Origin of the sequence: Streptomyces tyrfis, assembly GCF_037034285.1 — a bacterium.
In the GTDB taxonomy this organism is placed as follows: Bacteria; Actinomycetota; Actinomycetes; order Streptomycetales; family Streptomycetaceae; genus Streptomyces.
This window is the reverse complement of the sequence record NZ_JBAGJZ010000007.1, coordinates 192,194-215,245: the sequence shown is the minus strand read 5'-3', so window position 1 is coordinate 215,245 and position 23,052 is coordinate 192,194. Positions and strand designations below refer to the sequence as shown.

19 protein-coding genes are annotated in these 23,052 nt (G+C 69.7%); 9 read left to right on the top strand and 10 right to left on the bottom strand.

The features are described from left to right. Positions 1 to 101: 101 nt before the first annotated feature. Positions 102 to 1,544, bottom strand: a complete 1,443-nt coding sequence (locus WA762_RS08115; RefSeq protein ID WP_335934135.1) for a CCA tRNA nucleotidyltransferase — start codon at positions 1,542 to 1,544, stop codon at positions 102 to 104. Between the two features lie 189 nt (positions 1,545 to 1,733). On the opposite strand from WA762_RS08115, the gene WA762_RS08110 reads away from it, so the two are divergent. The 7 genes from WA762_RS08110 to trxA all read left to right on the top strand — a co-directional run bounded on the left by WA762_RS08110 (position 1,734) and on the right by trxA (position 11,365). Further along, on the top strand, positions 1,734 to 4,028 hold the full coding sequence (locus tag WA762_RS08110) for a DUF6049 family protein (RefSeq protein WP_335934134.1): 2,295 nt from the start codon (positions 1,734 to 1,736) through the stop codon (positions 4,026 to 4,028). Positions 4,029 to 4,077: 49 nt separating this feature from the next. Next, positions 4,078 to 6,237 carry a murein biosynthesis integral membrane protein MurJ gene (gene murJ, locus WA762_RS08105; RefSeq protein WP_335934132.1) on the top strand — a complete coding sequence of 720 codons (2,160 nt, stop codon included), beginning with the start codon at positions 4,078 to 4,080 and terminating at the stop codon, positions 6,235 to 6,237. Positions 6,238 to 6,362: 125 nt separating this feature from the next. Further along, positions 6,363 to 8,075, top strand: coding sequence for a protein kinase family protein (locus WA762_RS08100; protein ID WP_335934130.1), 1,713 nt, complete (start codon positions 6,363 to 6,365; stop codon positions 8,073 to 8,075). A 156-nt stretch (positions 8,076 to 8,231) separates the two neighbouring features. Beyond that, positions 8,232 to 8,942: an RNA polymerase sigma factor SigM gene (sigM, locus tag WA762_RS08095; RefSeq protein WP_335934128.1), complete on the top strand. Its 711-nt coding sequence runs from the start codon at positions 8,232 to 8,234 to the stop codon at positions 8,940 to 8,942. Then, positions 8,939 to 9,886 (top strand): hypothetical protein, encoded by a 948-nt coding sequence (locus tag WA762_RS08090; protein WP_335934127.1) that lies wholly within the window; start codon positions 8,939 to 8,941, stop codon positions 9,884 to 9,886. Before sigM ends, WA762_RS08090 begins: the two co-directional genes overlap by 4 nt. A 134-nt stretch (positions 9,887 to 10,020) precedes the next feature. Beyond that, positions 10,021 to 10,983, top strand: coding sequence for a thioredoxin-disulfide reductase (gene trxB, locus WA762_RS08085; protein WP_335934126.1), 963 nt, complete (start codon positions 10,021 to 10,023; stop codon positions 10,981 to 10,983). A gap of 49 nt (positions 10,984 to 11,032) precedes the next feature. Next, on the top strand, positions 11,033 to 11,365 hold the full coding sequence (gene trxA / locus WA762_RS08080) for a thioredoxin (RefSeq protein WP_335934125.1): 333 nt from the start codon (positions 11,033 to 11,035) through the stop codon (positions 11,363 to 11,365). 115 nt (positions 11,366 to 11,480) lie between these two features. On the opposite strand, the gene WA762_RS08075 is transcribed toward trxA, so the two are convergent. From WA762_RS08075 to rpmH, 9 genes are all read right to left on the bottom strand, one after another. Further along, complete coding sequence (locus WA762_RS08075; protein ID WP_335934124.1) at positions 11,481 to 12,098, bottom strand: GNAT family N-acetyltransferase; 618 nt, start codon at positions 12,096 to 12,098, stop codon at positions 11,481 to 11,483. A gap of 300 nt (positions 12,099 to 12,398) precedes the next feature. Continuing rightward, positions 12,399 to 13,493, bottom strand: a complete 1,095-nt coding sequence (locus tag WA762_RS08070) for a ParB/RepB/Spo0J family partition protein (RefSeq protein ID WP_335934123.1) — start codon at positions 13,491 to 13,493, stop codon at positions 12,399 to 12,401. Continuing rightward, positions 13,490 to 14,566, bottom strand: coding sequence for a ParA family protein (locus WA762_RS08065; protein WP_335934162.1), 1,077 nt, complete (start codon positions 14,564 to 14,566; stop codon positions 13,490 to 13,492). Before WA762_RS08065 ends, WA762_RS08070 begins: the two co-directional genes overlap by 4 nt. A gap of 301 nt (positions 14,567 to 14,867) precedes the next feature. Beyond that, a complete protein-coding gene (rsmG, locus tag WA762_RS08060) occupies positions 14,868 to 15,584 on the bottom strand; it encodes a 16S rRNA (guanine(527)-N(7))-methyltransferase RsmG (RefSeq protein WP_335934122.1) in 717 nt (238 codons plus the stop codon). 130 nt (positions 15,585 to 15,714) lie between these two features. After that, on the bottom strand, positions 15,715 to 16,224 hold the full coding sequence (locus WA762_RS08055; RefSeq protein WP_335934120.1) for a Jag family protein: 510 nt from the start codon (positions 16,222 to 16,224) through the stop codon (positions 15,715 to 15,717). A 14-nt stretch (positions 16,225 to 16,238) separates the two neighbouring features. Further along, the gene (yidC, locus tag WA762_RS08050; RefSeq protein WP_335934119.1) at positions 16,239 to 17,504 is read right to left on the bottom strand and encodes a membrane protein insertase YidC; all 1,266 of its coding nucleotides are present in this window, start codon (positions 17,502 to 17,504) and stop codon (positions 16,239 to 16,241) included. A gap of 3 nt (positions 17,505 to 17,507) precedes the next feature. After that, positions 17,508 to 17,867, bottom strand: a complete 360-nt coding sequence (yidD, locus tag WA762_RS08045; RefSeq protein ID WP_335934118.1) for a membrane protein insertion efficiency factor YidD — start codon at positions 17,865 to 17,867, stop codon at positions 17,508 to 17,510. Continuing rightward, positions 17,864 to 18,235, bottom strand: a complete 372-nt coding sequence (gene rnpA, locus WA762_RS08040; protein ID WP_335934116.1) for a ribonuclease P protein component — start codon at positions 18,233 to 18,235, stop codon at positions 17,864 to 17,866. The genes yidD and rnpA overlap by 4 nt, the downstream gene beginning before the upstream one ends. 18 nt (positions 18,236 to 18,253) lie before the next feature. Continuing rightward, entirely contained in the window at positions 18,254 to 18,391 is a 138-nt protein-coding gene (rpmH, locus tag WA762_RS08035; protein ID WP_073790753.1) for a 50S ribosomal protein L34, read from the bottom strand. Between the two features lie 391 nt (positions 18,392 to 18,782). On the opposite strand from rpmH, the gene dnaA reads away from it, so the two are divergent. Together dnaA and dnaN are read left to right on the top strand one after the other, a co-directional pair. After that, positions 18,783 to 20,561 (top strand): chromosomal replication initiator protein DnaA, encoded by a 1,779-nt coding sequence (dnaA, locus tag WA762_RS08030; RefSeq protein WP_335934115.1) that lies wholly within the window; start codon positions 18,783 to 18,785, stop codon positions 20,559 to 20,561. Between the two features lie 1,201 nt (positions 20,562 to 21,762). Beyond that, positions 21,763 to 22,893 carry a DNA polymerase III subunit beta gene (gene dnaN, locus WA762_RS08025; protein ID WP_335934114.1) on the top strand — a complete coding sequence of 377 codons (1,131 nt, stop codon included), beginning with the start codon at positions 21,763 to 21,765 and terminating at the stop codon, positions 22,891 to 22,893. Positions 22,894 to 23,052 lie beyond the last annotated feature (159 nt).

The following is a 23,052-nucleotide window of genomic DNA, read 5'->3' as shown; positions in this document are numbered from 1 at the left end:
TGCGTTCCCTCCCACCCCCCCCCCCCCCCCCCCCCGCCGCCATGTTTCACGTGAAACCTGACGCGACTCCTCCCCTGCCCCTCCGGGCGGGGCCGGTTCGCTCAGTTCTGGGCGGCCCACCACTCCCGGAGCCTGCCGACGGCCGCGTCATGCCCCAGCGGGCCGTGCTCCAGCCGCAGCTCCAGCAGGAAGGCGTAGGCCTTGCCGACCGTCGGCCCGGGGCCGATCCCCAGAACCTTCATGATCTCGTTACCGTCCAGATCGGGCCGGATGGCGTCCAGCTCCTCCTGCTGCTGCAACTGCGCGATGCGCTCCTCAAGACCGTCATAGGTCCGGGACAGGGCGGCGGCCTTGCGCTTGTTCCGCGTGGTGCAGTCCGACCGGGTCAGCTTGTGCAGCCGCTCCAGCAGCGGCCCCGCGTCCCGCACGTACCGGCGCACCGCGGAGTCGGTCCACTCGCCGTCGCCGTAGCCATGGAAGCGCAGATGGAGCTCCACGAGCTTCGAGACATCCTTGATCATCTCGTTGGAGTACTTGAGCGCGGTCATCCGCTTCCGGGTCATCTTCGCGCCCACCACCTCATGGTGGTGGAACGAGACGCGGCCGTCCTTCTCGAAGCGCCGCGTCCTCGGCTTGCCGATGTCGTGGAGCAGGGCGGCAAGCCGCAGCACCAGGTCGGGGCCGTCCTGCTCCAGGTCGATCGCCTGCTCCAGAACGGTCAGCGAGTGCTCGTAGACATCCTTGTGACGGTGATGCTCGTCACTTTCCAGGCGGAGGGCGGGCAGCTCCGGGAGGACGTGCTGCGCCAGGCCCGTGTCGACGAGCAGCGCCAGGCCCTTGCGGGGGTTGGCGGAGAGCAGCAGCTTGTTGAGCTCCTCCCTGACGCGCTCGGCGGAGACGATCTCGATTCGTCCGGCCATTTCCGTCATCGCCGTGACCACCTCGGGGGCCACGTCGAAGTCCAGCTGCGCGGCGAAACGGGCGGCGCGGAGCATCCGCAACGGGTCGTCGGAGAAGGACTCCTCGGGGGTGCCGGGGGTGCTCAGCACGCGCCGGGCCAGGTCCTCCAGCCCGCCGTGAGGGTCGACGAACTCCTTGCCCGGGAGCGCGACGGCCATCGCGTTGACCGTGAAGTCGCGGCGGACGAGGTCGTCCTCGATGGAATCGCCGTAGGACACCTCGGGCTTGCGCGAGGTCCTGTCGTACGCCTCCGACCGGTATGTGGTGATCTCGATCTGGTAGCCGTCCTTCTGGGCGCCGACCGTGCCGAAGGCGATCCCCACCTCCCACACCGAGTCGGCCCACGGCCGCACGATCTTCAGCACCGTCTCGGGGCGGGCGTCCGTCGTGAAGTCGAGGTCGTTCCCGAGCCTGCCGAGAAGGGCGTCCCGGACCGAGCCGCCGACCAGAGCGAGACCGAATCCGGCATCCTGGAAGCGGCGGGCGAGGTCGTCGGCGACCGGTGACACCCGCAGCAGTTCACCGACTGCGCGATGCTGCACCTGGGTCAGGGCGCTGGAGCTGTCTTCGTTGGCGTTCGACACAACAGAAAAGGGTACGTGCCCGGACCGGCCCGGTCGTCCGGGTTCCGTCCGGCCCTGCGAGACTCTTCCGATCTTGTAGCGCACTCCGCAGCACTCGGCACCCGCGCACCTCGTTACCATGCGTGGACGCAGCAACCGAGAACCATCGACACGACACCATGCTGACAACGACGAGGGACGGGTAGGCGCGTGGCCGAGGCGGCAGACAATCAGGGGATCGGTCCCTCTCCTGCTCGCCGGTGGTTGCGGCGCACGGCATCGTCGATCCTCGGGGCCCCGCTCGTCGCGGCCCTGCTGACCGTACCGGCCGTGCCCGCGCACGCCGCGCCACCCGCCAAGGCCCCCTCCGGGTCCCAGACCGTGAAGGTGTCCCTGGACACCGTCTCCCCCAGCGCCCCGGTGAAGGGGGACACCCTGACCGTCGCCGGCACGGTCACGAACCGGGGCAAGGCCGCGATCACCGACGCGAGAGTCGATCTGCGGGTGGGGCCGAGGCTCGACGGCCGCACGTCGATCGACGACGCAGCCGGGCGCTCCGGGTACACGCCGGGCAGCGACCCCGCCCCGCTCGGCGGCAAGTACACCGTGAAGCTCCCGAAGCTCTCCTCCGGGATCAGCCAGGACTTCAAGCTGTCCGTCCCGGTCGGCAAGCTGGGGCTCGGCGACGACGGCGTCTACCAGATCGGCGTCTCGCTGTCGGGGCAGACCTCCCGGGCGCACTACGACCAGGTGCTGGGCATCCAGCGCACCTTCCTGCCCTGGCAGGAGGAGGAACGCGACCCCCGGACGCAGCTCACCTATCTCTGGCCGCTCATCGCGTCGCCGCACGTCACCGCCGAGACCGGCACCGACGACGAACAGACGCCGGTGTTCACCGACGACGACCTGGCCGATGAGCTCGCTCCGGGCGGGCGTCTCGAACAGATGGTGTCGCTGGGCAGCGGGCTGCCGGTGACCTGGGTCATCGACCCGGACCTGCTGGCCAGCGTCGACGCGATGGCACGGGGCTACCGGGTGAAGTCCGGCGACACCACCGTCGCCGGGAAGGGCGGGGCCGTCGCCAAGAAGTGGCTGGCCGCCCTGGAGGCCGCGGTGTCCGACGACAAGGTCGTCGCGCTGCCGTTCGCCGACCCCGATCTGGCGGCCATCGCCCACCGCGGGAAGAACGTGTCGGGGACCCTCAGCCACCTGCAAACCGCTACGGAGGCGGCCGCGTCGACCGTGCAGACGGTCCTCCACGTGAAACCGTCGACGGACTTCGCGTGGCCCGTCGACGGCGCGATCGACCCGGCGATCGTCGACGTCGCCACCTCGGCCGGCGCCCACAAGGTGATCGCCCGCAGCGACAGCCTCCAGGAGACCAGCGGACTGCCGTACACGCCGACCGCGGCCCGCCCGATCGGCGGCGGCACCACCGCGGTGGTCGCCGACGCCCGGCTCTCCACCGCGTTCCAGGGCGACATGTCTAAGGCCGGCAACTCCACCCTCGCCGTGCAGAAGTTCCTCGCCCAGACCCTCGCCCTGACCGATCAGGACACCGACATGGAGCGCAGCATCGTCGTCGCGCCCCAGCGGATGCCGACGGTCGCCCAGGCCCAGTCGATGGCCCGCGCCCTGTACGCCCTCGACGACGACCGCTGGACCGAGCCTCTCGGACTCGCCGACGCGGCCGAGGCGAAGCCCGACGAGAACGCGACGACCAGCGTCCCCGGCTCCTCCCGGTACCCGAAGAAGCTCCGCGCCCAGGAGCTGCCCACCCAGGCGTTCCAGGACGTCAAGTCCACCCAGGCCGCGCTCAGCAAGTTCCAGGTCATCCTCACCCAGCCCGAACGCGTGGTCACCCCCTTCGGCAACGCGGTGAACCGGTCCATGTCGACGTCGTGGCGCGGCAGCGCCCTGGAGGCCCAGCAGTACCGGGACTCCGTTCGCGGCTATCTGCAGGGGCTCATCAACGAGGTCCAGCTCATCTCGAAGTCGGACGTCACCCTGTCCGGCCGCAGCGCCACGATCCCCGTGACCGTGCAGAACAGGCTGCTGCAGGGAGTGGACCACCTGGTTCTCCGCCTGAAGTCGGACAACGCGACCCGGCTCAGGCTGAACGACGGCGGAGCCGTGGCGGAACAGCCGATCCGGATCGCCGGCGGCCACAGCCAGTCCGTGAAGTTCGACGCCGCGGCCAACGTCAACGGCCAGGTGCAGATGACCGCCCAGCTCTACACCGAGGACGGCACGCCGTACGGCGAGGAGATGACCTTCACCGTGAAGGTCTCGGAGCTGACCCCGACCGTGCTGCTCGTGATCGCCGGCGGGCTGCTGCTGCTGGTTCTCGCCGGCATCAGGATGTACACCCAGCGCAAGCGGGCCAACGCCGACGGCGCGAACGGGGACGACGGCGACGAACCCGGGCAGCCGAGTGACCCCGCGCCGGACACCGGACCGGAAAGCCAGGAGGCTTCGGACCCGGGTGAGAAAGTGGAACGTTGAGCGATTGCTGTCGTGGCCGGTCGGCCGGGGACGATGAGGTGGGGTTTCGATGAACGCGCCGTACGACGGAGACCGCGGTCAGGGTGCGGGCGCAGCCGGGTCCCCCGGCGGGCCCCCGGCGCCTCCCGGGCCGGGCGGGGTTCCGCCGGTGCCCGAGCCGTACCCGCAGCCCCTGTACGACCACGATCCCTACCGGGCCCAGGACCTCACGGTCCAGGACCCGGTGGGCGAGGCGCTGTACGACCGTGCCGCGCATCCCCCGCCGCCGCCCGGCGCCTACCAGCAGCCCCAGCCGCTCTACCAGCAGCCGCCCCCGGCGCCGTACGCGCCCGACCCGCGTCTCTGGGCCCAGACCCCGCCGCCCGAGCCGGACGGCCCCTCGCGCCATCTGCCGTACGGCGACGCCGCGGCGGCCACCCGGTTCGTCGGGGTGGACGACCTCGTCAGCCAGACCTCCCAGGACCAGGACCAGCCGGACGCCTTCGCGCACCTGTACCGGGACCAGGAGGGGCCCGCGGGCGCGTCCGCCGCGCCGTCCGAGCCCGAGCCCGCCCCGGCGCCCGCGCCGCCCAAGTCCGGCGGCCGGGCCTCCGGGCTGCTGAAGTCCAGCGCCCTGATGGCGGCCGGCACGCTGGTGTCCCGCCTCACCGGCTTCGTCCGCACGCTCGTGATGACCGCCGCGCTCGGCGCCGCCCTGCTCGGTGACAGCTTCACCATCGCGTACACCCTGCCGACGATGATCTACATCCTCACCGTCGGCGGCGGCCTGAACTCGGTCTTCGTCCCCCAGCTCGTCCGTTCCATGAAGGACGACGAGGACGGCGGCGAGGCCTACGCCAACCGGCTGCTGACCCTGGTCATGGTCGCGCTCGGGTTGATCGTCACGCTGGTGGTCTTCGCCGCCCCGTGGCTGATCCACATGATGTCCCCGACGATCGCCGGGGACCCGGCGGCCAACGGCGTAGCGGTGACGTTCGCCCGGTACTGCCTGCCCACGATCTTCTTCATGGGCATCCATGTCGTGATGGGCCAGATCCTCAACGCGCGCGGCAGGTTCGGCGCGATGATGTGGACCCCGGTCCTCAACAACATCGTCATGATCTTCACATTCGGCCTGTTCATCTGGGTCTACGGCACCTCCGCCGAGTCCCGGATGGGCGTCCAGACGATCCCGCCGGAGGGCATCCGGCTGCTGGGCATCGGCACGCTGCTGGGTCTGGTCGTCCAGGCCCTGGCCATGGTCCCGTATCTGCGTGAGGCGGGCTTCCGGTTCCGTCCGCGCTTCGACTGGCGGGGGCACGGCCTCGGCAAGACGGTCAAGCTGGCCAAGTGGACCGTGCTGTTCGTCCTGGCCAACCAGGCGGGCGTGATCGTCGTCACCCAGCTCGCGACCTCGGCGGGCAAGCTGTCCGGCAAGGACGGCACCGGCTTCCTCGCGTACTCCAACGCCCAGCTGATCTGGGGCATGCCGCAGGCGATCATCACCGTGTCGGTCATGGCCGCTCTGCTGCCCCGCATCTCCCGCGCCGCCCACGACGGCGACCCGGGCGCCGTCCGCGACGACATCTCCCACGGGCTGCGGAACTCGGCGGTCGCCATCGTGCCGATCTCCTTCATGTTCCTCGCGCTCGGCGTGCCGATGTGCACCCTGCTGTACGCCTCCGCCGGCACCGAGGCCGCCCGCTCCATGGGCTTCATCCTCATGGCGTTCGGGCTCGGGCTGATCCCGTACTCCGTGCAGTACGTGGTGCTGCGCGGCTTCTACGCCTACGAGGACACCAGGACGCCGTTCTACAACACGGTCATCGTCGCGGCGGTCAACGCGGCGGCCTCGGCCCTCTGCTACGTGGTGCTGCCCTCCCAGTGGGCCGTGGTCGGCATGGCCGCCTCGTACGGGCTCGCCTACGCCGTCGGCGTCGGCGTCGCCTGGCGGCGGCTGCGCAACCGGCTGGGCGGCGACCTGGACGGCGCGCTCGTCGTGCGGACCTACGCCCGCCTGTGCCTGGCCGCCGTTCCGGCGGCGCTGCTCGGCGGCGGCGTCGGCTTCGCCACTCTCAAGGGGCTCGGTGACGGCGCCCTCGGTTCGCTCGTCGCCCTGGTCTGCGGCGGTGCCGTTCTGCTGGGCGTCTTCGTCGTCGCCGGCAAGCGGATGCGGATCGAGGAGATCAACGGCATGGTCGGGATGGTTCGCGGACGACTCGGGCGCTGAGCGTCCCGGTGCACAACCATCACCGCCCCCTGCGTGTCGTGCATAGCGCGGGAGTGTGGGCACAATTGGCGTGACTGTGCAGGGCCGGCTGGCATCGCGCAATGGATGGGGAGGCAGGAACGACGGTGGCGGAACGTAGCACGGCTGCCGTCGACGTGGCCGACAACAGCGGTGAGACGCTGGCCGCCAAGGCGGACGAGGCCACGACCGACGGGACGGCAGAAGCGCAGGACTCCGCGGCCACCGAGCCGCAGGACACGGACGACGGGCTCCACCGCTCGGAATCCCCCCTGCCGGCCCCCGATCTGCACAGCGGGCACAAACTCGCCAGACGCTACCGGCTCGAGGAGTGCGTCACCCGACTGGACGGATTCAGCAGCTGGCGCGCCGTGGACGAGAAGCTGCGCCGCGCGGTGGGGGTCCATGTGCTCCCCGCCGACCACCCCCGCGCGCGTTCCGTGCTGGCGGCCGCCCGGTCCGCCGCGCTGCTCGGCGACCCGCGGTTCGTGCAGGTGCTCGACGCGGTGGAGGAGGACGACCTCGTCTATGTCGTCCACGAATGGCTTCCCGACGCCGTCGAGCTGACCGCCCTGCTGGCCTCGGGGCCGATGGAGGCGCACGACGCGTACCAGCTCGTCAGCCAGGTCTCCCAGGCCATGGCGGCGGCGCACCGGGAGGGGCTCGCCCATCTGAGGCTGACGCCGGGGGCCGTGCTGCGGAGCTCGACCGGCCAATACCGGATCCGCGGTCTCGCGGTGAACGCGGCCCTGCGGGGCATCACCTCCGACGGGCCGCAGCGGGCGGACACCGAGGCCATCGGCGCCCTGCTCTACGCCGCGCTGACCCACCGCTGGCCGTACGAAACCGACGCCTACGGGCTGTCCGGGCTGCCCAAGGGTGTGGGGCTGCTCGCCCCCGACCAGGTGCGGGCCGGGGTGCACCGCGGTCTCTCCGAGATCGCCATGCGCGCGCTCGCCAACGACGGGGCCACCGCCTCCCGGCAGGAGAAGCCGTGCACCACGCCGGACGAGCTGGCCAAGGCCGTGGCCGCGATGCCCCGCATCCGGCCTCCGGAGCCCGCCTTCACGGCTCCCCCGGAGTACCAGCGCACCACGTACCAGCAGGGCACCTACCGACGGCCGCCCAGCAGTCCCGGCATCGCCACCACCGCGCCCGTCGCCGTGCCGCCGCCTCCGCTGCAAAGCCGCACCGGCAAGGCCCTGAAGTGGGCGGTCTCCGCCCTGCTGATCGCCGCACTGGGACTCGGCAGCTGGCAGCTCGCCGAGAAGCTCATCGGCCGGGCCGACAACTCGGGGACCGACAGCACGCAGACCCCGCCGCCGAGCCGTGACAACAAGCCTCCGGTCCAGCCCAAGCCGTTGCGGATCGACAGCGCCTCGGAGTTCATGCCCAGCGGTTCCGGGATAAGCCAGAAAGACGCGCCGAAGGCCGTCGACGGCAACAGCGGCACCGCCTGGATCACCCCGCGGTATGTGGGCTACGCGAACTTCGGCAACCTCCCGCCCCGTAAGGACGGCAGCGGCGTCATCGTCGATCTCGGCAGCGTGCGGGACATCAGAGGCCTCAAGATCAAGATGTTCCGGGGCGGTCAGAAGGCCGAGGTGCTCGCCGCCGACCCGAACGCCTCCGTCCCCTCGTCCCTCGCGGACTTCCCGCAGCACCTCACCAAGCTGGAAACCGTGGGAAGCGAGCTGAAGCAGACCTTGGACAAGCCGGTACGAGCCCGCTTCGTCCTGGTCCACATCACTGAGCTGCCGTCGGACGGCACATCCGACGGCTACCGGGGCGGCATCTCGGAGATCTCGGTACTCGGCTGACGGATCCGGCCGGTGAGGGATCCCCCACCGGCCGGCCGCGCCCCTGCCCCGGCCGGCCCCGGCACCCCCAGTGAATCCCCCTCTTCCCCTCTGCCCTCGTCCGCTCGGATCGTGATAGACAGACGGATCTCGATACGGACAGGGAGGGAGGGGGAGGTGGCCGCCGAGCCGTCCGAACCACTCAGCGACTCAGACCTCCTCGCTCGCCATGTGGCCGGTGAGCCCGATGCCTTCGGCGAGCTGGTGCGCCGCCATCGTGACCGGCTGTGGGCGGTGGCGCTGCGTACGCTCGGGGACCGCGAGGAAGCGGCCGACGCCGTCCAGGACGCCCTGGTCTCGGCCTTCCGCGCCGCCCATACCTTCCGCGGTCAGTCGGCCGTCACCACCTGGCTGCACCGCATCACCGTCAACGCCTGTCTCGACCGGGCACGCAAAGCGGCCTCTCGCAGGACCTCACCGGTCGACGACACGGAACGGTTCGAGCAGCTCCTGGAACCGCATGAGTCCGCGGAGGCCCCGGCGGAGCGCCGGGATCTGCACCGCGAGCTCCTGGCCGCGCTCTCGACCCTTCCCCCCGAGCAACGCGCGGCGCTCGTTCTCGTGGACATGCAGGGATATCCGGTGGCCGAGGCCGCGCGTATCCTCGACGCTCCCACCGGCACGGTGAAGAGCCGCTGTGCACGGGGCCGGGCCCGGCTCGCTCCGCTGCTCACCCATCTACGCAACGAAGGCATGAGAGTCGACGAGCTCGACGTGGACGTGAAAAGGAACCGGACGCCGCACGCATCCGTCCCACCCCCATCGGGACCGAAGGACACGGGCACGAGTGATCCCGCCGCGGCGAAGGGCGGAGGTGGACGCGCATGACATCGACCGACACGAGCGGGCACCCGGACGTCGCGGAGATCTCCGATCTAACGGAGGGACTGCTCCCGCCCTCGCGCGCGGACGAGGTACGCGGTCATCTGGACGGCTGCGCGCTCTGCGACGACGTCCACGCTTCGCTCATCGAGATCCGCGACCTTCTCGGCACGGTGCCCGTGCCGCAGCGCATGCCCGACGATGTCGCGGACCGCGTCGACGCCGCACTCGCCGCAGCGGCCGTCGGCTCTGCGGTCTCCGACGGCCCGGCGCATGTTTCACGTGAAACAACGCCCACCCGAACCGCCGAGCCCAACGCGAAGATCCCGGCCATGGACCGCCCCGCGGGCCGTCCCAGGGCCGCCACCGGCCCGGGCCGCCGCTCCCCCGGGCCCCGTCGCCGTGCGGCGGTGCTCGGTACCGCGCTGGGCGCGGCCGTCATCGGCGTGAGCCTCTTTCTGCTGCAGAGCGTCCAGCCGGCCCAGGACGCCGACGCCCCCAAGACGGCGATGCACGATTCAGGCTCCGCCACGGGCGACGGTTCGACCTTCTCGGAGTCCACTCTCGAAGGCCGGGTACGCACGCTTCTGCGGCACGCCGACCGGCAGTCATCCACCCCGAACGGCATCGGGCCCGAGAAGCAGGCGCCCTCCGTGACGACTCAGTCGACGCCCGGGAACTCCCCCCAAGCGCCCGAGCCGCCCTCCGCACCTCTGCGCACGCCCACCGCCTCCGTCCCCGCCTGCGTCCGCGCGGGAATCGGCCTCGACACCCCGGCCCTCGCCGTGGAAGCGGGGACCTACGAAGGAACGAACGCCTTCCTCGTCGTCCTGCCCGATCGCTCCGATCCCGCCCGCGTCCAGGCGTACGTCGTCGACGCTGCCTGCACCCGGGACGAAACCGTGTCCGAGGGGAAGCTCCTGCTCAGCCACTCCTACGCGCGGCCCTGAGAACACCCCCGTGCGCCGCCCCGGCGTGTGGGGAATGCATCCCCCGTAGGATCCGTTGGGTGGGGTGTGAGTCGTTGAACCGACCCCCAGTAGGCGTGGACAGCAGGCAGTCTGCAGAGACGAGGAAGAAACCCGTGAGCGACGTCCGTAACGTGATCATCATCGGCTCCGGCCCCGCGGGCTACACAGCCGCTCTTTACACCGCACGTGCCTCGCTGAAGCCGCTGGTCTTCGAGGGCGCCGTCACCGCCGGTGGCGCGCTGATGAACACCACCGACGTGGAGAACTTTCCGGGCTTCCAGGACGGAATCATGGGCCCCGAGCTCATGGACAACATGCGCGCCCAGGCCGAGCGCTTCGGTGCCGAGCTCGTCCCGGACGACATCGTCTCCGTGGATCTCGCCGGTGACATCAAGTCCGTGACCGACACCGCCGGCACGGTGCACCGCGCCAAGGCCGTCATCGTGGCGACCGGCTCTCAGCACCGCAAGCTGGGCCTGCCCAACGAGGACGTCCTTTCCGGCCGCGGTGTCTCCTGGTGCGCCACCTGCGACGGCTTCTTCTTCAAGGACCAGGACATCGCCGTGATCGGCGGCGGCGACACCGCGATGGAGGAGGCCACCTTCCTCTCCCGCTTCGCCAAGTCGGTCACCATCGTCCACCGCCGTGACACGCTGCGCGCCTCCCAGACCATGCAGGACCGCGCCTTCGCCGACCCGAAGATCAAGTTCATCTGGGACAGCGAGGTCGCGGAGATCCACGGCGATCAGAAGCTCTCCGGGCTCACCCTCCGGAACACCAAGACCGGCGAGACCTCGGAGATCGCGGTCACCGGCCTGTTCATCGCGGTGGGCCATGACCCGCGGACCGAGCTCTTCAAGGGGCAGCTCGACCTCGACGACGAGGGTTACCTCAAGGTCGAGGCCCCTTCGACCCGCACCAACCTGACCGGTGTCTTCGCCGCCGGTGACGTCGTCGACCACACCTACCGGCAGGCGATCACCGCCGCCGGAACGGGTTGCTCGGCCGCTCTCGACGCCGAGCGCTTCCTCGCCGCGCTCGCCGACGAGGAGAAGGCCGCGACGGCGACTGTCTGATCAACGTCTTTCACCCCACTCCCCCAGTAGTTGAGTTAAGGAGGCCGCCGTGGCCGGCGCCCTGAAGAACGTGACCGACGACTCCTTCGACGAGGTCGTCCTCAAGAGCGAAAAGCCCGTCCTGGTGGACTTCTGGGCCGCCTGGTGCGGTCCCTGCCGCCAGATCGCCCCGTCCCTGGAGGCCATCGCCGCCGAGCACGGCGACCAGATCGAGATCGTCAAGCTCAACATCGACGAGAACCCCGCCACGGCCGCCAAGTACGGCGTCATGTCCATCCCGACCCTGAACGTCTACCAGGGCGGCGAGGTCGCCAAGACCATCGTCGGGGCCAAGCCGAAGGCCGCGATCCTCCGCGATCTCGAAGGCTTCATCGGCGCCTGAGACTGCGATTCGCTGTTTCACGTGAAACGGTCCATCCCCTCGGGGGTGGACCGTTTCACTTTCCCCGGCCCGGCTCACTCGACCTGGGCGGAACAGCCGGATCACGGAACTCGGATCACAGCGGTCGCAGGGCCGGTTCCTTCTGGACCGCGCCCAGCAACCGGTCCAGCGCCAGTTCGACGTCCTCCTTCCAGGAGAGCGTCGTACGGAGTTCCAGCCTCAGCCGTGGATGGACGGGATGGGGCCGCACGGTCTTGAAGCCGACCGCGAGAAGGTGATCCGCGGGAAGCACACAGGCCGGCTCCTTCCAGCGGGCGTCCCCGAAGGCCTCGATCGCCTTGAACCCCCGGCGCAGCAGGTCCTTGGCGACGGTCTGCACCATCACCCGGCCCAGCCCCTGTCCCTGGTATCCGGGAATGATCCGGGCGGTCATCAGCTGCACCGCGTCAGGAGAGACGGGACTCGTGGGGAACGCCGTCGAACGCGGCACATAGGCCGGCGGTGCGTAGAGAACGAAGCCCACCGGCACATCGTCGACATAGACCACGCGGCCGCACGATCCCCATTCCAGCAGGACGGCCGAGATCCACGCCTCTTTCTCCAGCTCCGGTGTTCCCGCCTTCACCGCGGCGTCCCCGCTGACCGGATCGAGCTCCCAGAAAACACATGAGCGGCAGCGCTGGGGAAGATCGGAGAGGTTGTCCAGTGTGAGCGGTACGAGCCGACGCCCCATGAAGGCTGTTCCTCGCTTCCTTCGCCTGTCGCATCGCGTACGACAACCGGTGCGTCCCGCTCGGGGAGCGGGCCACCGGCGCATCCTCCGGCAGCTCCCGGGCCCAGCCGCACCGTCGCCGATGGGCTGCGGCTTCACCGGTCGCGTGGCTCTCCCCCGCCGAGGTGGCTCAAGCCGGATAGGCCGTACCAGAATGCATCGTAGCCAGCCCGGCATCGAGTCGACACCGAGGGAGAGCAAAGGGCGGGCTGTGATCCGGCGTCCACCGGAACACAGCCCGCCCGCGATCATCCCGCCGACTCAGTCCTGGTCCTCGTCGCTCGTGGCGCCGTCCTCCGCCGTCACCCGGTCCAGCACCCGGCCCTCGCCGGGGGCCAGGCTGCCGAGAATGCGGTCGAGGTCCTCCATCGACGCGAACTCGACGACGATCTTCCCCTTCTTCTGTCCGAGGTCGACCTTCACCCTGGTCTCGAAGCGGTCCGACAGGCGGGAGGCGAGATCGGACAGCGCCGGCGAAACCCGGCCGCCGGCCCTCGGCCTCTTCGACTTGACGGGGCTCCCGGACTCGGAGCCCATCAGCGTCACGATCTCCTCGACGGCTCGCACCGACAGCCCCTCGGCCACGATGCGATGGGCCAGCCTGTCCTGCTCCTCCGAGTCGTCCACGGAGAGCAGCGCCCGTGCGTGCCCGGCGGACAGCACCCCGGCCGCCACTCGCCGCTGAACCTGCGGCGACAGCCTCAGCAGGCGCAGGGTGTTGGAGACCTGCGGGCGAGAGCGGCCGATCCGGTCGGCCAGCTGGTCATGGGTGCACTTGAAGTCCTTGAGTAGCTGGTCGTACGCCGCCGCCTCTTCCAAGGGGTTGAGCTGAGCCCGGTGCAGGTTCTCCAGCAGGGCGTCCAGGAGGAGCTTCTCGTCCTCCGTGGCCCGCACGATGGCCGGGATCCGCTCCAGCTCCGCCTCCCGGCAGGCCCTCCAGCGCCGCTCGCCCATGATGAGCTCATAGCGGTCCGGGCCCGCCTTCCGGACGACGACGGGCTGGAGCAGGCCCACCTCCTTGATGGAGGTGACCAGCTCGGCGAGAGCGTCCTCATCGAACACCTCGCGTGGCTGACGCGGATTGGGCGTGATGGCGTCGATGGGAACCTCGGCGAAGTACGCACCGGCTACGCCGGCCGGCTCCGCTGCCGCCACGGGCTCCGACACCGGGGCGCTGGGCTCCGGCACCATCGGCGTGGCGCCCAGGGAGGCCGCCTTCGCCGCGGCGACCCCCCGCATCGGCGCCATGACAGGACCCGCACCGGCAGAGGCCGCGCCCGGCATCTGCTTCTCCTGCGGAGCGGCGGGGATCAGGGCACCCAGCCCACGCCCCAACCCTCTACGACGCTCACTCACTGAATCCCCTCCGAAATGTTCTGCTGACTGTTCCCGCTGCCCGGGTGGGCATGCTGGGCCTCGTACTGCACCCCAACACCTCGGAGGGCGATCTCACGCGCCGCTTCGAGGTAAGACAGCGACCCGCTCGACCCGGGGTCATAGGTCAGCACGGTCTGCCCGTAACTCGGCGCCTCCGAGATGCGCACCGACCGGGGAATGCTGGTCCGCAGCACCTCCTTGCCGAAGTGGGTGCGCACCTCCTCCGCGACCTGCGAGGCGAGCCTGGTCCTGCCGTCGTACATGGTGAGCAGAATCGTCGACACGTGAAGCTCCGGGTTGAGATGTCCGCGGACCAGCTCCACATTGCGCAGCAACTGCCCGAGCCCCTCCAGCGCGTAGTACTCGCACTGGATCGGGATCAGCACTTCGGCACCGGCGACCAGCGCGTTGACCGTCAGCAGGCCGAGCGAGGGCGGGCAGTCGATCAGGATGTAGTCCAGCGGCTGCTCGTACGACTGGATCGCCCGCTGCAGCCGGCTCTCCCGCGCCACCAGCGACACCAGTTCGATCTCCGCACCGGCGAGATCGATGGTGGCGGGGGCGCAGAAGAGGCCCTCGACATCCCGTACGGGCTGAACCACTTCCGAGAGCGGCCTGCTCTCCACCAGGACGTCATAGATGGAGGGGACTTCGGCGTGGTGGTCGATCCCCAGGGCCGTGGAGGCGTTCCCCTGTGGGTCCAGGTCGACCACCAGAACACGTGCGCCGTGAAGCGCGAGCGAAGCGGCAAGATTCACCGTCGTGGTCGTCTTGCCCACGCCGCCCTTCTGATTGGCCACCACCATGATGCGCGTCTGGTCGGGGCGGGGCAGGCCCGCACCGGCACGGCCAATGGCCTCGACCGCCATCTGGGCCGCGCGCCCGATGGGTGTGTCGTCCATCGGCGGCGGTGTTTCACGTGAAACATCCTCCCCCGCCGATTCGGTTCGGGGACCGGGGACCGGTTCGGTCATCGGTCCCGCGATGTTGGCGTCGGACCGCAAGGATTCACTCTCCTCGACTTCAGGCTCGCGATGAACAGAGCCTGCCATGCTTTCGGGGTCATGAACCAGCGAGGCCCGCTCTTCTGTGGACGAATCCACTTCTGTGGACAACTCCGTAGCCCTAACGGGCCCGCGATGCCGCGGTGCGGTGGTGGCACGGCCGCGGCTGATGATCCCATGCAGCAGAGAGCGACGTTTCACGTGAAACACGATGCCCCCGCAGCCACGCTGCGGGGGCACGACACTCCGTACCGTGCACACGGACAATGTGTCAGGAGGATCACCACCCTGCGGAAGCCCGCCTGATCACAGGACAGTCCTTACAGCTTCCGCAGCGCGTCCGTGCGCGTCAGCGACGCCGTCTCGATCGGCTCGTCCGCGCGGCCTTGGCCCTCTTCGCGGCGAACCTGACACCACCCGGACTCTCCCCGACCACCACGCGCACGACCGTGGACAGCGGATCGACGACGCCCTCGCCGACGTGGAGGACCTCGGTCTCCACCACGCCGAGCTTGCTCAGCGCGCCTCGGGCACCGGCGAGCTCCTCCTCGGCGGTGTCCCCCTTGAGCGCCAGCATCTCGCCGTACGGACGCAGGAGTGGAACACCCCAGCCCGCCAGCCGGTCCAGCGGCGCCACCGCGCGAGCGGTCACCACATGCACCGGCTGGAGCGTTCCCAGAACCTCCTCGGCCCGGCCGCGCGCCACCGTCACATGGTCCAGCCCCAGCAGTTCGACGACCTCCTGGAGGAAGTTGGTGCGCCGCAGCAGGGGTTCCAGCAGGGTGATCTTCAGGTCGGGGCGCACCAGCGCCAGCGGAATGCCGGGCAGGCCCGCGCCGGAGCCCACATCGCACACCGTGACCCCTTCGGGCACGACCTCGGAGAGCACCGCGCAGTTCAGCAGGTGCCGCTCCCACAGCCTGGGCACCTCGCGCGGACCGATCAGTCCCCGCGTCACCCCGGCGTCCGCCAGCAGTTCCGCGTACCGGACAGCCTCCGGGAAGAAGTCACCGAATACCGCCCGCGCGCCCTCGGGCGCCTGGGGAAGCTCTACTTCCGCCGTCACGGGAACCGTCCTTCCATACCGCACGACCGCACTGGGGCGGCTGACTATCAGGCTGACAAAGATCGGCCCCGCCTGCGAACAGACGGGGCCGACAGAACAAGGGTCCGGTCAGGCCGGGAGAACGCCCCGGTCAGGCCGGGAGGACGACGACGAAACGCTGGGGCTCCTCGCCCTCCGACTCGCTGTGCAGTCCGGCGGCCGCGACCGCGTCGTGCACGACCTTGCGCTCGAACGGGGTCATCGGGTCCAGCTTCACCGGCTGCCCGGTGCTCTTGACCTCGTCCGCCGCCTTGGCTCCGAGCTCGGCGAGCTGGGCCTTCTTCTTGGCCCGGAAGCCGGCGATGTCCAGCATCAGACGGCTGCGGTCACCGGTCTCCCGGTGCACGGCGAGCCGCGTCAGCTCCTGAAGCGCCTCCAGCACCTCACCGTCGCGACCCACGAGCTTCTGCAGATCACGCGCCGAGTCACTGATGATCGAGACCGCAGCCCGGTCCGCCTCGACGTCCATGTCGATGTCACCGTCGAGATCGGCGATGTCGAGCAGTCCCTCGAGGTAGTCCGCCGCGATCTCGCCCTCCTGCTCCAGGCGGGTCAGGGTGTCGGTGCCCTCAGCGGCCGTGGAGGTGGTGCCTTCCGTCACGGATGGACTCCTTCTTACTTCTTGGACGGGTGCTTGGGCCGCTGCGGGCCCTTGCGCTGCCCGGACTTGGCTTGGCGTGAGGAGCCGGACGCGGTCGAGCCCGCCGGCTTGGACGTGTCGTCCTGCGACGCGTCCGACTTCTTCTGCGTGGTCTTGGCCCGCGCGTGGGAGGTGCCGGCCCGGGAGCCCGCCTGCTGGGCGGTACCGGTCTGCCGCTGGGCCTTGGTCTGGCGCTTGGGCTGCTGGCGTCGCTGCGCGGCCCCGCTCTCGTCCTCGGCGAGGGCGGCGCTGTCGCTCCTGATCACCGTGCCGTCCTCCTGGGCGGCGAAGCCCTGCTTGGCCAGGCCCGTGATGAACTTCCGCTCGATGTCGTTGCGGTCCGGACCCTTGGACACGATGCGCTTGATCATGTTCCGCCTGGTCCTGCCGCGCACCTCGCCGTGAGCGATGACGCTCTTCAGTAGACGTCCCAGGTACTGGTCCTGCGCCTTGCTGCCCGGGGTCGGGTTCTGGTTGATCACGTACATCTGCTGACCCATGGTCCAGACGTTGGTGGTCAGCCAGTAGACGAGGACACCGACGGGGAAGTTGATGCCCATGACGGCGAAGATCAGCGGGAAGATGTACATCAGCATCTTCTGCTGCTGCATGTACGGCGTCTTGACCGTCAGGTCGACGTTCTTCGTCATCAGCTGGCGCTGGGTGAAGAACTGGGACGCCGACATCAGCACGATCATGACCGCGGTGACGACCCGGACATCGGTCAGCGAGGCGCCGAGGGCCTGGGCCTTCGCCTCGGTGTCCATGAACTTCACGGCGAGCGGCGCGCCGAAGATGTGCGCCTGGCGGGCGCTGTCGAGCAGCGGCTGGTCGATGACCCCGATCGTCTTGCCCGAGGCGATGGCCGAGAGCACGTGATACAGGGCGAAGAAGAACGGCGACTGCGCGAGGATCGGGAGGCACGAGGAGAGCGGGTTGGTGCCCGTCTCCTTGTACAGCTTCATCATTTCCTCGGACTGGCGCTGCCGGTCGTTCTTGTAGCGCTCCTGGATCGCCTTCATCTTCGGCTGGAGCACCTGCATGTTCCGGGTCGACTTGATCTGCTTCACGAAGAGCGGGATCAGGCAGATCCGGATCAGCACGACCAGAGACACGATGGACAGGCCCCAGGCCCAGCCGGTGTTGGCGCCGAAGACGGCTCCGTACAACCTGTGGAACTGGACGATGACCCAGGAAACGGGCCAGGTGATAAAGCTGAACAGACTGGCAATCGTGTCCACTAATCAGGCTCCTTGAGCATTGGGCGAAGTCTCTGCGGCCGGGCTCGGAGGTTCGGAGACCGATCCCCCGGGAGGCACATCAGCGGCGGAGTCCCCGCCCTTGCCACCGCGCATGGCGTTGCGCAGCAGTTCGTGCCAGCGCGGACGTTTACGTGGTGGGACATGATCCACGCCACCGGGTGACCACGGATTGCACCGCAGGATGCGCCAGGCCGTCAGCGCGGTTCCCTTGATCGCTCCGTGCCGGTCGATCGCCGTATATCCATAGTGGGAACACGACGGGTAGTAACGGCAGACGGGCCCGAGCAGCGGGCTGATCGTCCACTGGTAGAGCTTGATCAGAGCCAGCAGCGGGTACTTCATCGCGCGCCCCCTCCCAGGAGCCGCTGGAGTGCGGCATCCAGGTCTCGGGCCAGTTGCTCGTGATCGGCGTCGCCCGCTCCGGGCAGCGCTCGTACGACAACCAGGCTACCGGGGGGCAGCAGGGCCAGCCGGTCGCGGACCAGATGGCGAAGCCTCCGCTTCACCGCTGTGCGCACAACCGCGCCACCCACGGCCTTGCTGACAACGAAACCCGCACGTGTCGGGGGAGCATCCTCCCCAGTCACGTGCGGGTACGTGGCACCGCTGCGTAGATGAACGACGAGGAGCGGGCGCCCGGCCCGGCGTCCTCGGCGTACTGCGGTCGCGAAGTCCTCGCGCCGCCTCAGCCGATTCTCGGTAGGCAGCACGTCATGACCTGTTGGCGATCAGGCGGACAGGTTGGCGCGACCCTTGGCACGGCGGGACGCGAGAATCGCGCGGCCGGCACGGGTGCGCATCCGCAGCCGGAAGCCGTGGGTCTTCGCGCGACGACGATTGTTCGGCTGGAAGGTGCGCTTGCTCACTCGGGGGCTCCAGAAATGACTCGGGTTTCGGCGGGACGTCGCCTGGCTGTCACCGTGCGCCCACGAGAGACTCGCGTAAACGCTCAAGTGCACCGCTTCACGATCACAGATCGTGATCTTTGCCCATCGGAGGCAGGCGGCAGCAGCCATCGACAACTCGACCTGGTCACGGTACGCGCGGCTACGCCATCCGGTCAAACCAGCTCCCCGGCACCCGCCACTGTGCACAGGCTGTGGACAACGACTTGAACCTCGCGGGTCGCCCTGACTACCGTGGCTGAACTCCGGTTCTTTTTCTTCCCGCCTGCCGGTCCTCACCCATACCGACCCACACCGACCCACCCCGTCCCGAGAACCACACATTCGTGGGACCAGCGAGAAAGCGTGCCTTGTGGCTGACGTACCTGCCGATCTTGCCGCAGTGTGGCCACGCGTGCTGGAACAGCTCCTCGGGGAGGGCCAGCAGGGCATCGAGCCGAAGGACAAGCAGTGGATCGAGCGCTGCCAGCCGCTCGCCCTGGTCGCCGACACGGCGCTGCTCGCCGTCCCCAACGAGTGGGGCAAGCGCGTGCTGGAGGGCCGGCTGGCGCCTCTGATCAGTGAGACGCTGAGCCGCGAGTGCGGCCGTCCGATCCGCATCGCGATCACCGTCGACGACTCCGCCGGCGAGCCGCCGAGCCCGCCCGCGCCGCCGATGCACCAGCCGCCGCAGCCGCCGCGATATCCGGGCCCGCAGCACGACGACGCGTACGACGGCTACGGGCACCGGCCCTCGGACGACGGCATGCCGACGGCCCGGCCCGCCTACCCCGACTACCAGCAGCAGCGTCCCGAACCCGGTGCGTGGCCGCGCACCCAGGAGGACCTCTCCTGGCAGCAGCCGCGGCTCGGCGGGTTCCAGGACCGCGACAGCGCCGCCGACCAGTGGCGCGAACCGTACGGCGGCGGTCACCCGCAGCACGACTACCGCCCGCAGCCGCCCGAGCGCCCGGCGTACGAACAGCACCGCCCCGAGCGCCACGAGCTGCCGGACCCGCAGGCGCCGCACCGGCCGTCCGCCGCCGGCACGGGCAGGCCGGGCGGCGCCGCCGGGCCGATGGGCGCGCCGTCCGCCGCGACGCCCGGCCCCGGGGAGCCCGCCGCGCGGCTGAACCCGAAGTACCTCTTCGACACCTTCGTCATCGGCGCGTCCAACCGGTTCGCGCACGCGGCGGCGGTGGCGGTCGCGGAGGCCCCCGCCAAGGCGTACAACCCGCTCTTCATCTACGGGGAGTCGGGGCTGGGGAAGACCCATCTGCTGCACGCCATCGGGCACTACGCCCGCAGCCTCTACCCGGGCACCCGGGTGCGGTACGTGAGCTCCGAGGAGTTCACCAACGAGTTCATCAACTCGATCCGCGACGGCAAGGGCGACACCTTCCGCAAGCGCTACCGCGATGTGGACATCCTGCTGGTCGACGACATCCAGTTCCTGGCGAGCAAGGAGTCGACGCAGGAGGAGTTCTTCCACACCTTCAACACGCTCCACAACGCCAACAAGCAGATCGTGCTGTCCTCGGACCGGCCGCCCAAGCAGCTGGTGACCCTGGAGGACCGGCTGCGGAACCGGTTCGAGTGGGGGCTGACCACCGATGTGCAGCCGCCGGAGCTGGAGACCCGGATCGCGATCCTGCGCAAGAAGGCGGTGCAGGAGCAGCTCAACGCCCCGCCGGAGGTACTGGAGTTCATCGCCTCCCGCATCTCCCGGAACATCAGGGAGCTGGAGGGCGCGCTGATCCGCGTGACGGCGTTCGCCAGCCTGAACCGCCAGCCGGTGGATCTCGGGCTGACCGAGCATGTGCTGAAGGACCTGATCCCGGGCGGCGAGGACGCGGCTCCGGAGATCACGGCGGCGGCCATCATGGCCTCGACGGCGGACTACTTCGGCCTGACGGTGGACGACCTCTGCGGAACCTCGCGCAGCCGCGTGCTGGTGACGGCCCGCCAGATCGCCATGTACCTCTGCCGCGAGCTCACCGATCTCTCGCTGCCCAAGATCGGGGCGCAGTTCGGCGGGCGCGACCACACGACGGTGATGCACGCGGACCGGAAGATCCGCGCGCTGATGGCGGAGCGGCGGTCCATCTACAACCAGGTCACCGAACTCACCAACCGCATCAAGAACGGCTGAGGAAACGCTGGAGCGTTCCGTTCCCGTTCTCCAGGCGTCGCCGAGGGCGCCCGGGCAACCCCTGACAGACGGTTGCCCGGGCGCCCTCATGCGTCAAAAAATTCCGCTGGATAAAAACTGGTCTGCGGGGCGGTGTCCGGGCCGTGCGGGCTCGCCGGCGCGGCGGACCATCCCCGTATCGCGGCCTCTCCCCGGCTCCCACGCCTTCCGACGGTGCCACCCGGCCCCACCCGTGGCGCCCTCAGCCCTCGAACGAGCCCTTCGAGGCCCCTCCCGGACCTTCCCGAGGCCCCTCCCGGACCTTCCCGAGGCCCCTCCCGGACCTTCCCGAGGCCCCTCCCGGACCTTCCCGAGGCCCCTCCCGGTCCCTCCCGAGCCTTCCCGAGAGCCGTTTCGGACTCGGTCCCGCCGTCCCGGCGCGTCCGCGGTGTTCGAATACCTGCCGCGCGCACCCGGTTCTCCACAGATCTGGGGAGATTTTCCCCTCCACAGCCTGGGGATCCAAGAGTTGTCCATACTGCTTCCACAGGGCTTGCTGCCGATGCACCATCAGGCCAGGTCAGAGGCTTGGGGATTTGTGGCAAACCGTGATCCACAGGCTGTGGAAAAAATCTTCGTGCACATGCCGCCCCCGATGTTGTCCACGGGGATCCCACAGCTACGACCGCGTTGTCCCCAGCAGACCCGGGCTTCTCCACACCCCTGTCCACTGTTCGGCAACACGACACCGCTCATCACCACGCCGAGTGAAAGGCGTCACATCGAGAGGCGCGATTGGGCTGTGGGGAACCTGGGTAAAGCTGGGGACAGCCCTGGGGAGAACCACCCCTGCCCTGTGCACCGGTTGTGCAGAACTTTCGGGTGTCCACAGAAACGCCGGGTTGTCCACTCCGCCCCCCACAGGACCGGTGGACAAAAAATCCGTTCTGACCTGCGCAAACGGCGTTATCCACGGTTTCCACAACCCCTACTACTACCCCCACTCATAGTTAGCTCGGGATTCGTTTGGAAGCGGGGCCTGTGCACAACTCGGCGCCGACGCTCGCCGCGCCTCTCGTCGCGACTTGACCCCGAGCAGCAGCGACTGTCGGTGCGGTACGTCAGACTGGTCCCCGGCGTCCTTCCGCCCTCATGGCCGAGGGACCCGATCAGATGACGAAGGCCGGCAAGGGCGAGCGAGCAACAGCAGGAGGCGGTTCCGGTGAAGATCCGGGTGGAGCGCGATGTACTCGCGGAGGCGGTGGCCTGGGTGGCCCGCAGCCTCCCGGCCCGTCCGCCGGCGCCCGTTCTCGCGGGCCTTCTGCTGAAGGCGGAGGACGGCGCCCTCAGCTTCTCCAGCTTCGACTACGAGGTCTCGGCGCGGGTCTCGGTGGACGCCGAGGTGGAGGAGGACGGCACGGTCCTGGTCTCCGGCCGGCTGCTCGCCGACATCTGCCGCGCCCTTCCCAACCGCCCGGTGGAGATCTCCACCGACGGGGTGCGGGCCACCGTGGTCTGCGGCTCCTCGCGATTCACACTCCACACCCTTCCTGTGGAGGAGTACCCGGCGCTCCCCGAGATGCCGAGCGCGACCGGGACGGTCCCCGGCGAGGTCTTCGCCTCCGCCGTCGCCCAGGTCGCCATCGCCGCGGGCCGGGACGACACGCTGCCGGTCCTGACCGGCGTGCGGATCGAGATCGAGGGCGAGACCGTCACCCTGGCCTCCACCGACCGCTACCGCTTCGCGGTCCGCGAGTTCCTGTGGAAGCCGGAGAACCCGGAGGCCTCGGCCGTCGCCCTGGTCCCCGCCAAGACTCTGCTGGACACCGCCAAGGCTCTGACCAGCGGTGACACGGTGACGCTCGCGCTCTCGGGCACGGGCGCCGGCGAGGGCCTGATCGGTTTCGAAGGCGCGGGCCGGCGCACCACCACGCGGCTGCTCGAAGGCGACCTGCCGAAGTACCGCACGCTGTTCCCCACCGAGTTCAGCTCGGTCGCGGTCATCGAGACCGCCCCGTTCGTCGAGGCCGTCAAGCGCGTCGCCCTGGTCGCCGAGCGGAACACCCCGGTGCGGCTCAGCTTCGAGCAGGGCGTGCTGATCCTGGAGGCCGGTTCCAGCGACGACGCACAGGCTGTGGAGCGGGTCGACGCGGTGCTGGAGGGCGACGACATCTCGATCGCCTTCAACCCGACCTTCCTGCTGGACGGCCTGAGCGCGATCGACTCCCCGGTCGCCCAGCTGTCCTTCACCACCTCGACCAAGCCCGCGCTGCTGAGCGGCCGCCCGGCCGTCGACGCCGAGGCCGACGAGGCGTACAAGTACCTGATCATGCCGGTGCGCCTCTCCGGCTGACGGCTTCGCGGCTCACGGCCGGAGACCGGCGGCTGACGACCGACGCGTGCCCGACGGCGGCTGGCACCCGGCCGCCGTCGGGCCGCCGCCCGGCACGGCCGTCCGGAGCCGGAGCCCCGCGGCCGCGGGCGAACACGGCGGGCGCCCGACGGCGGCCAC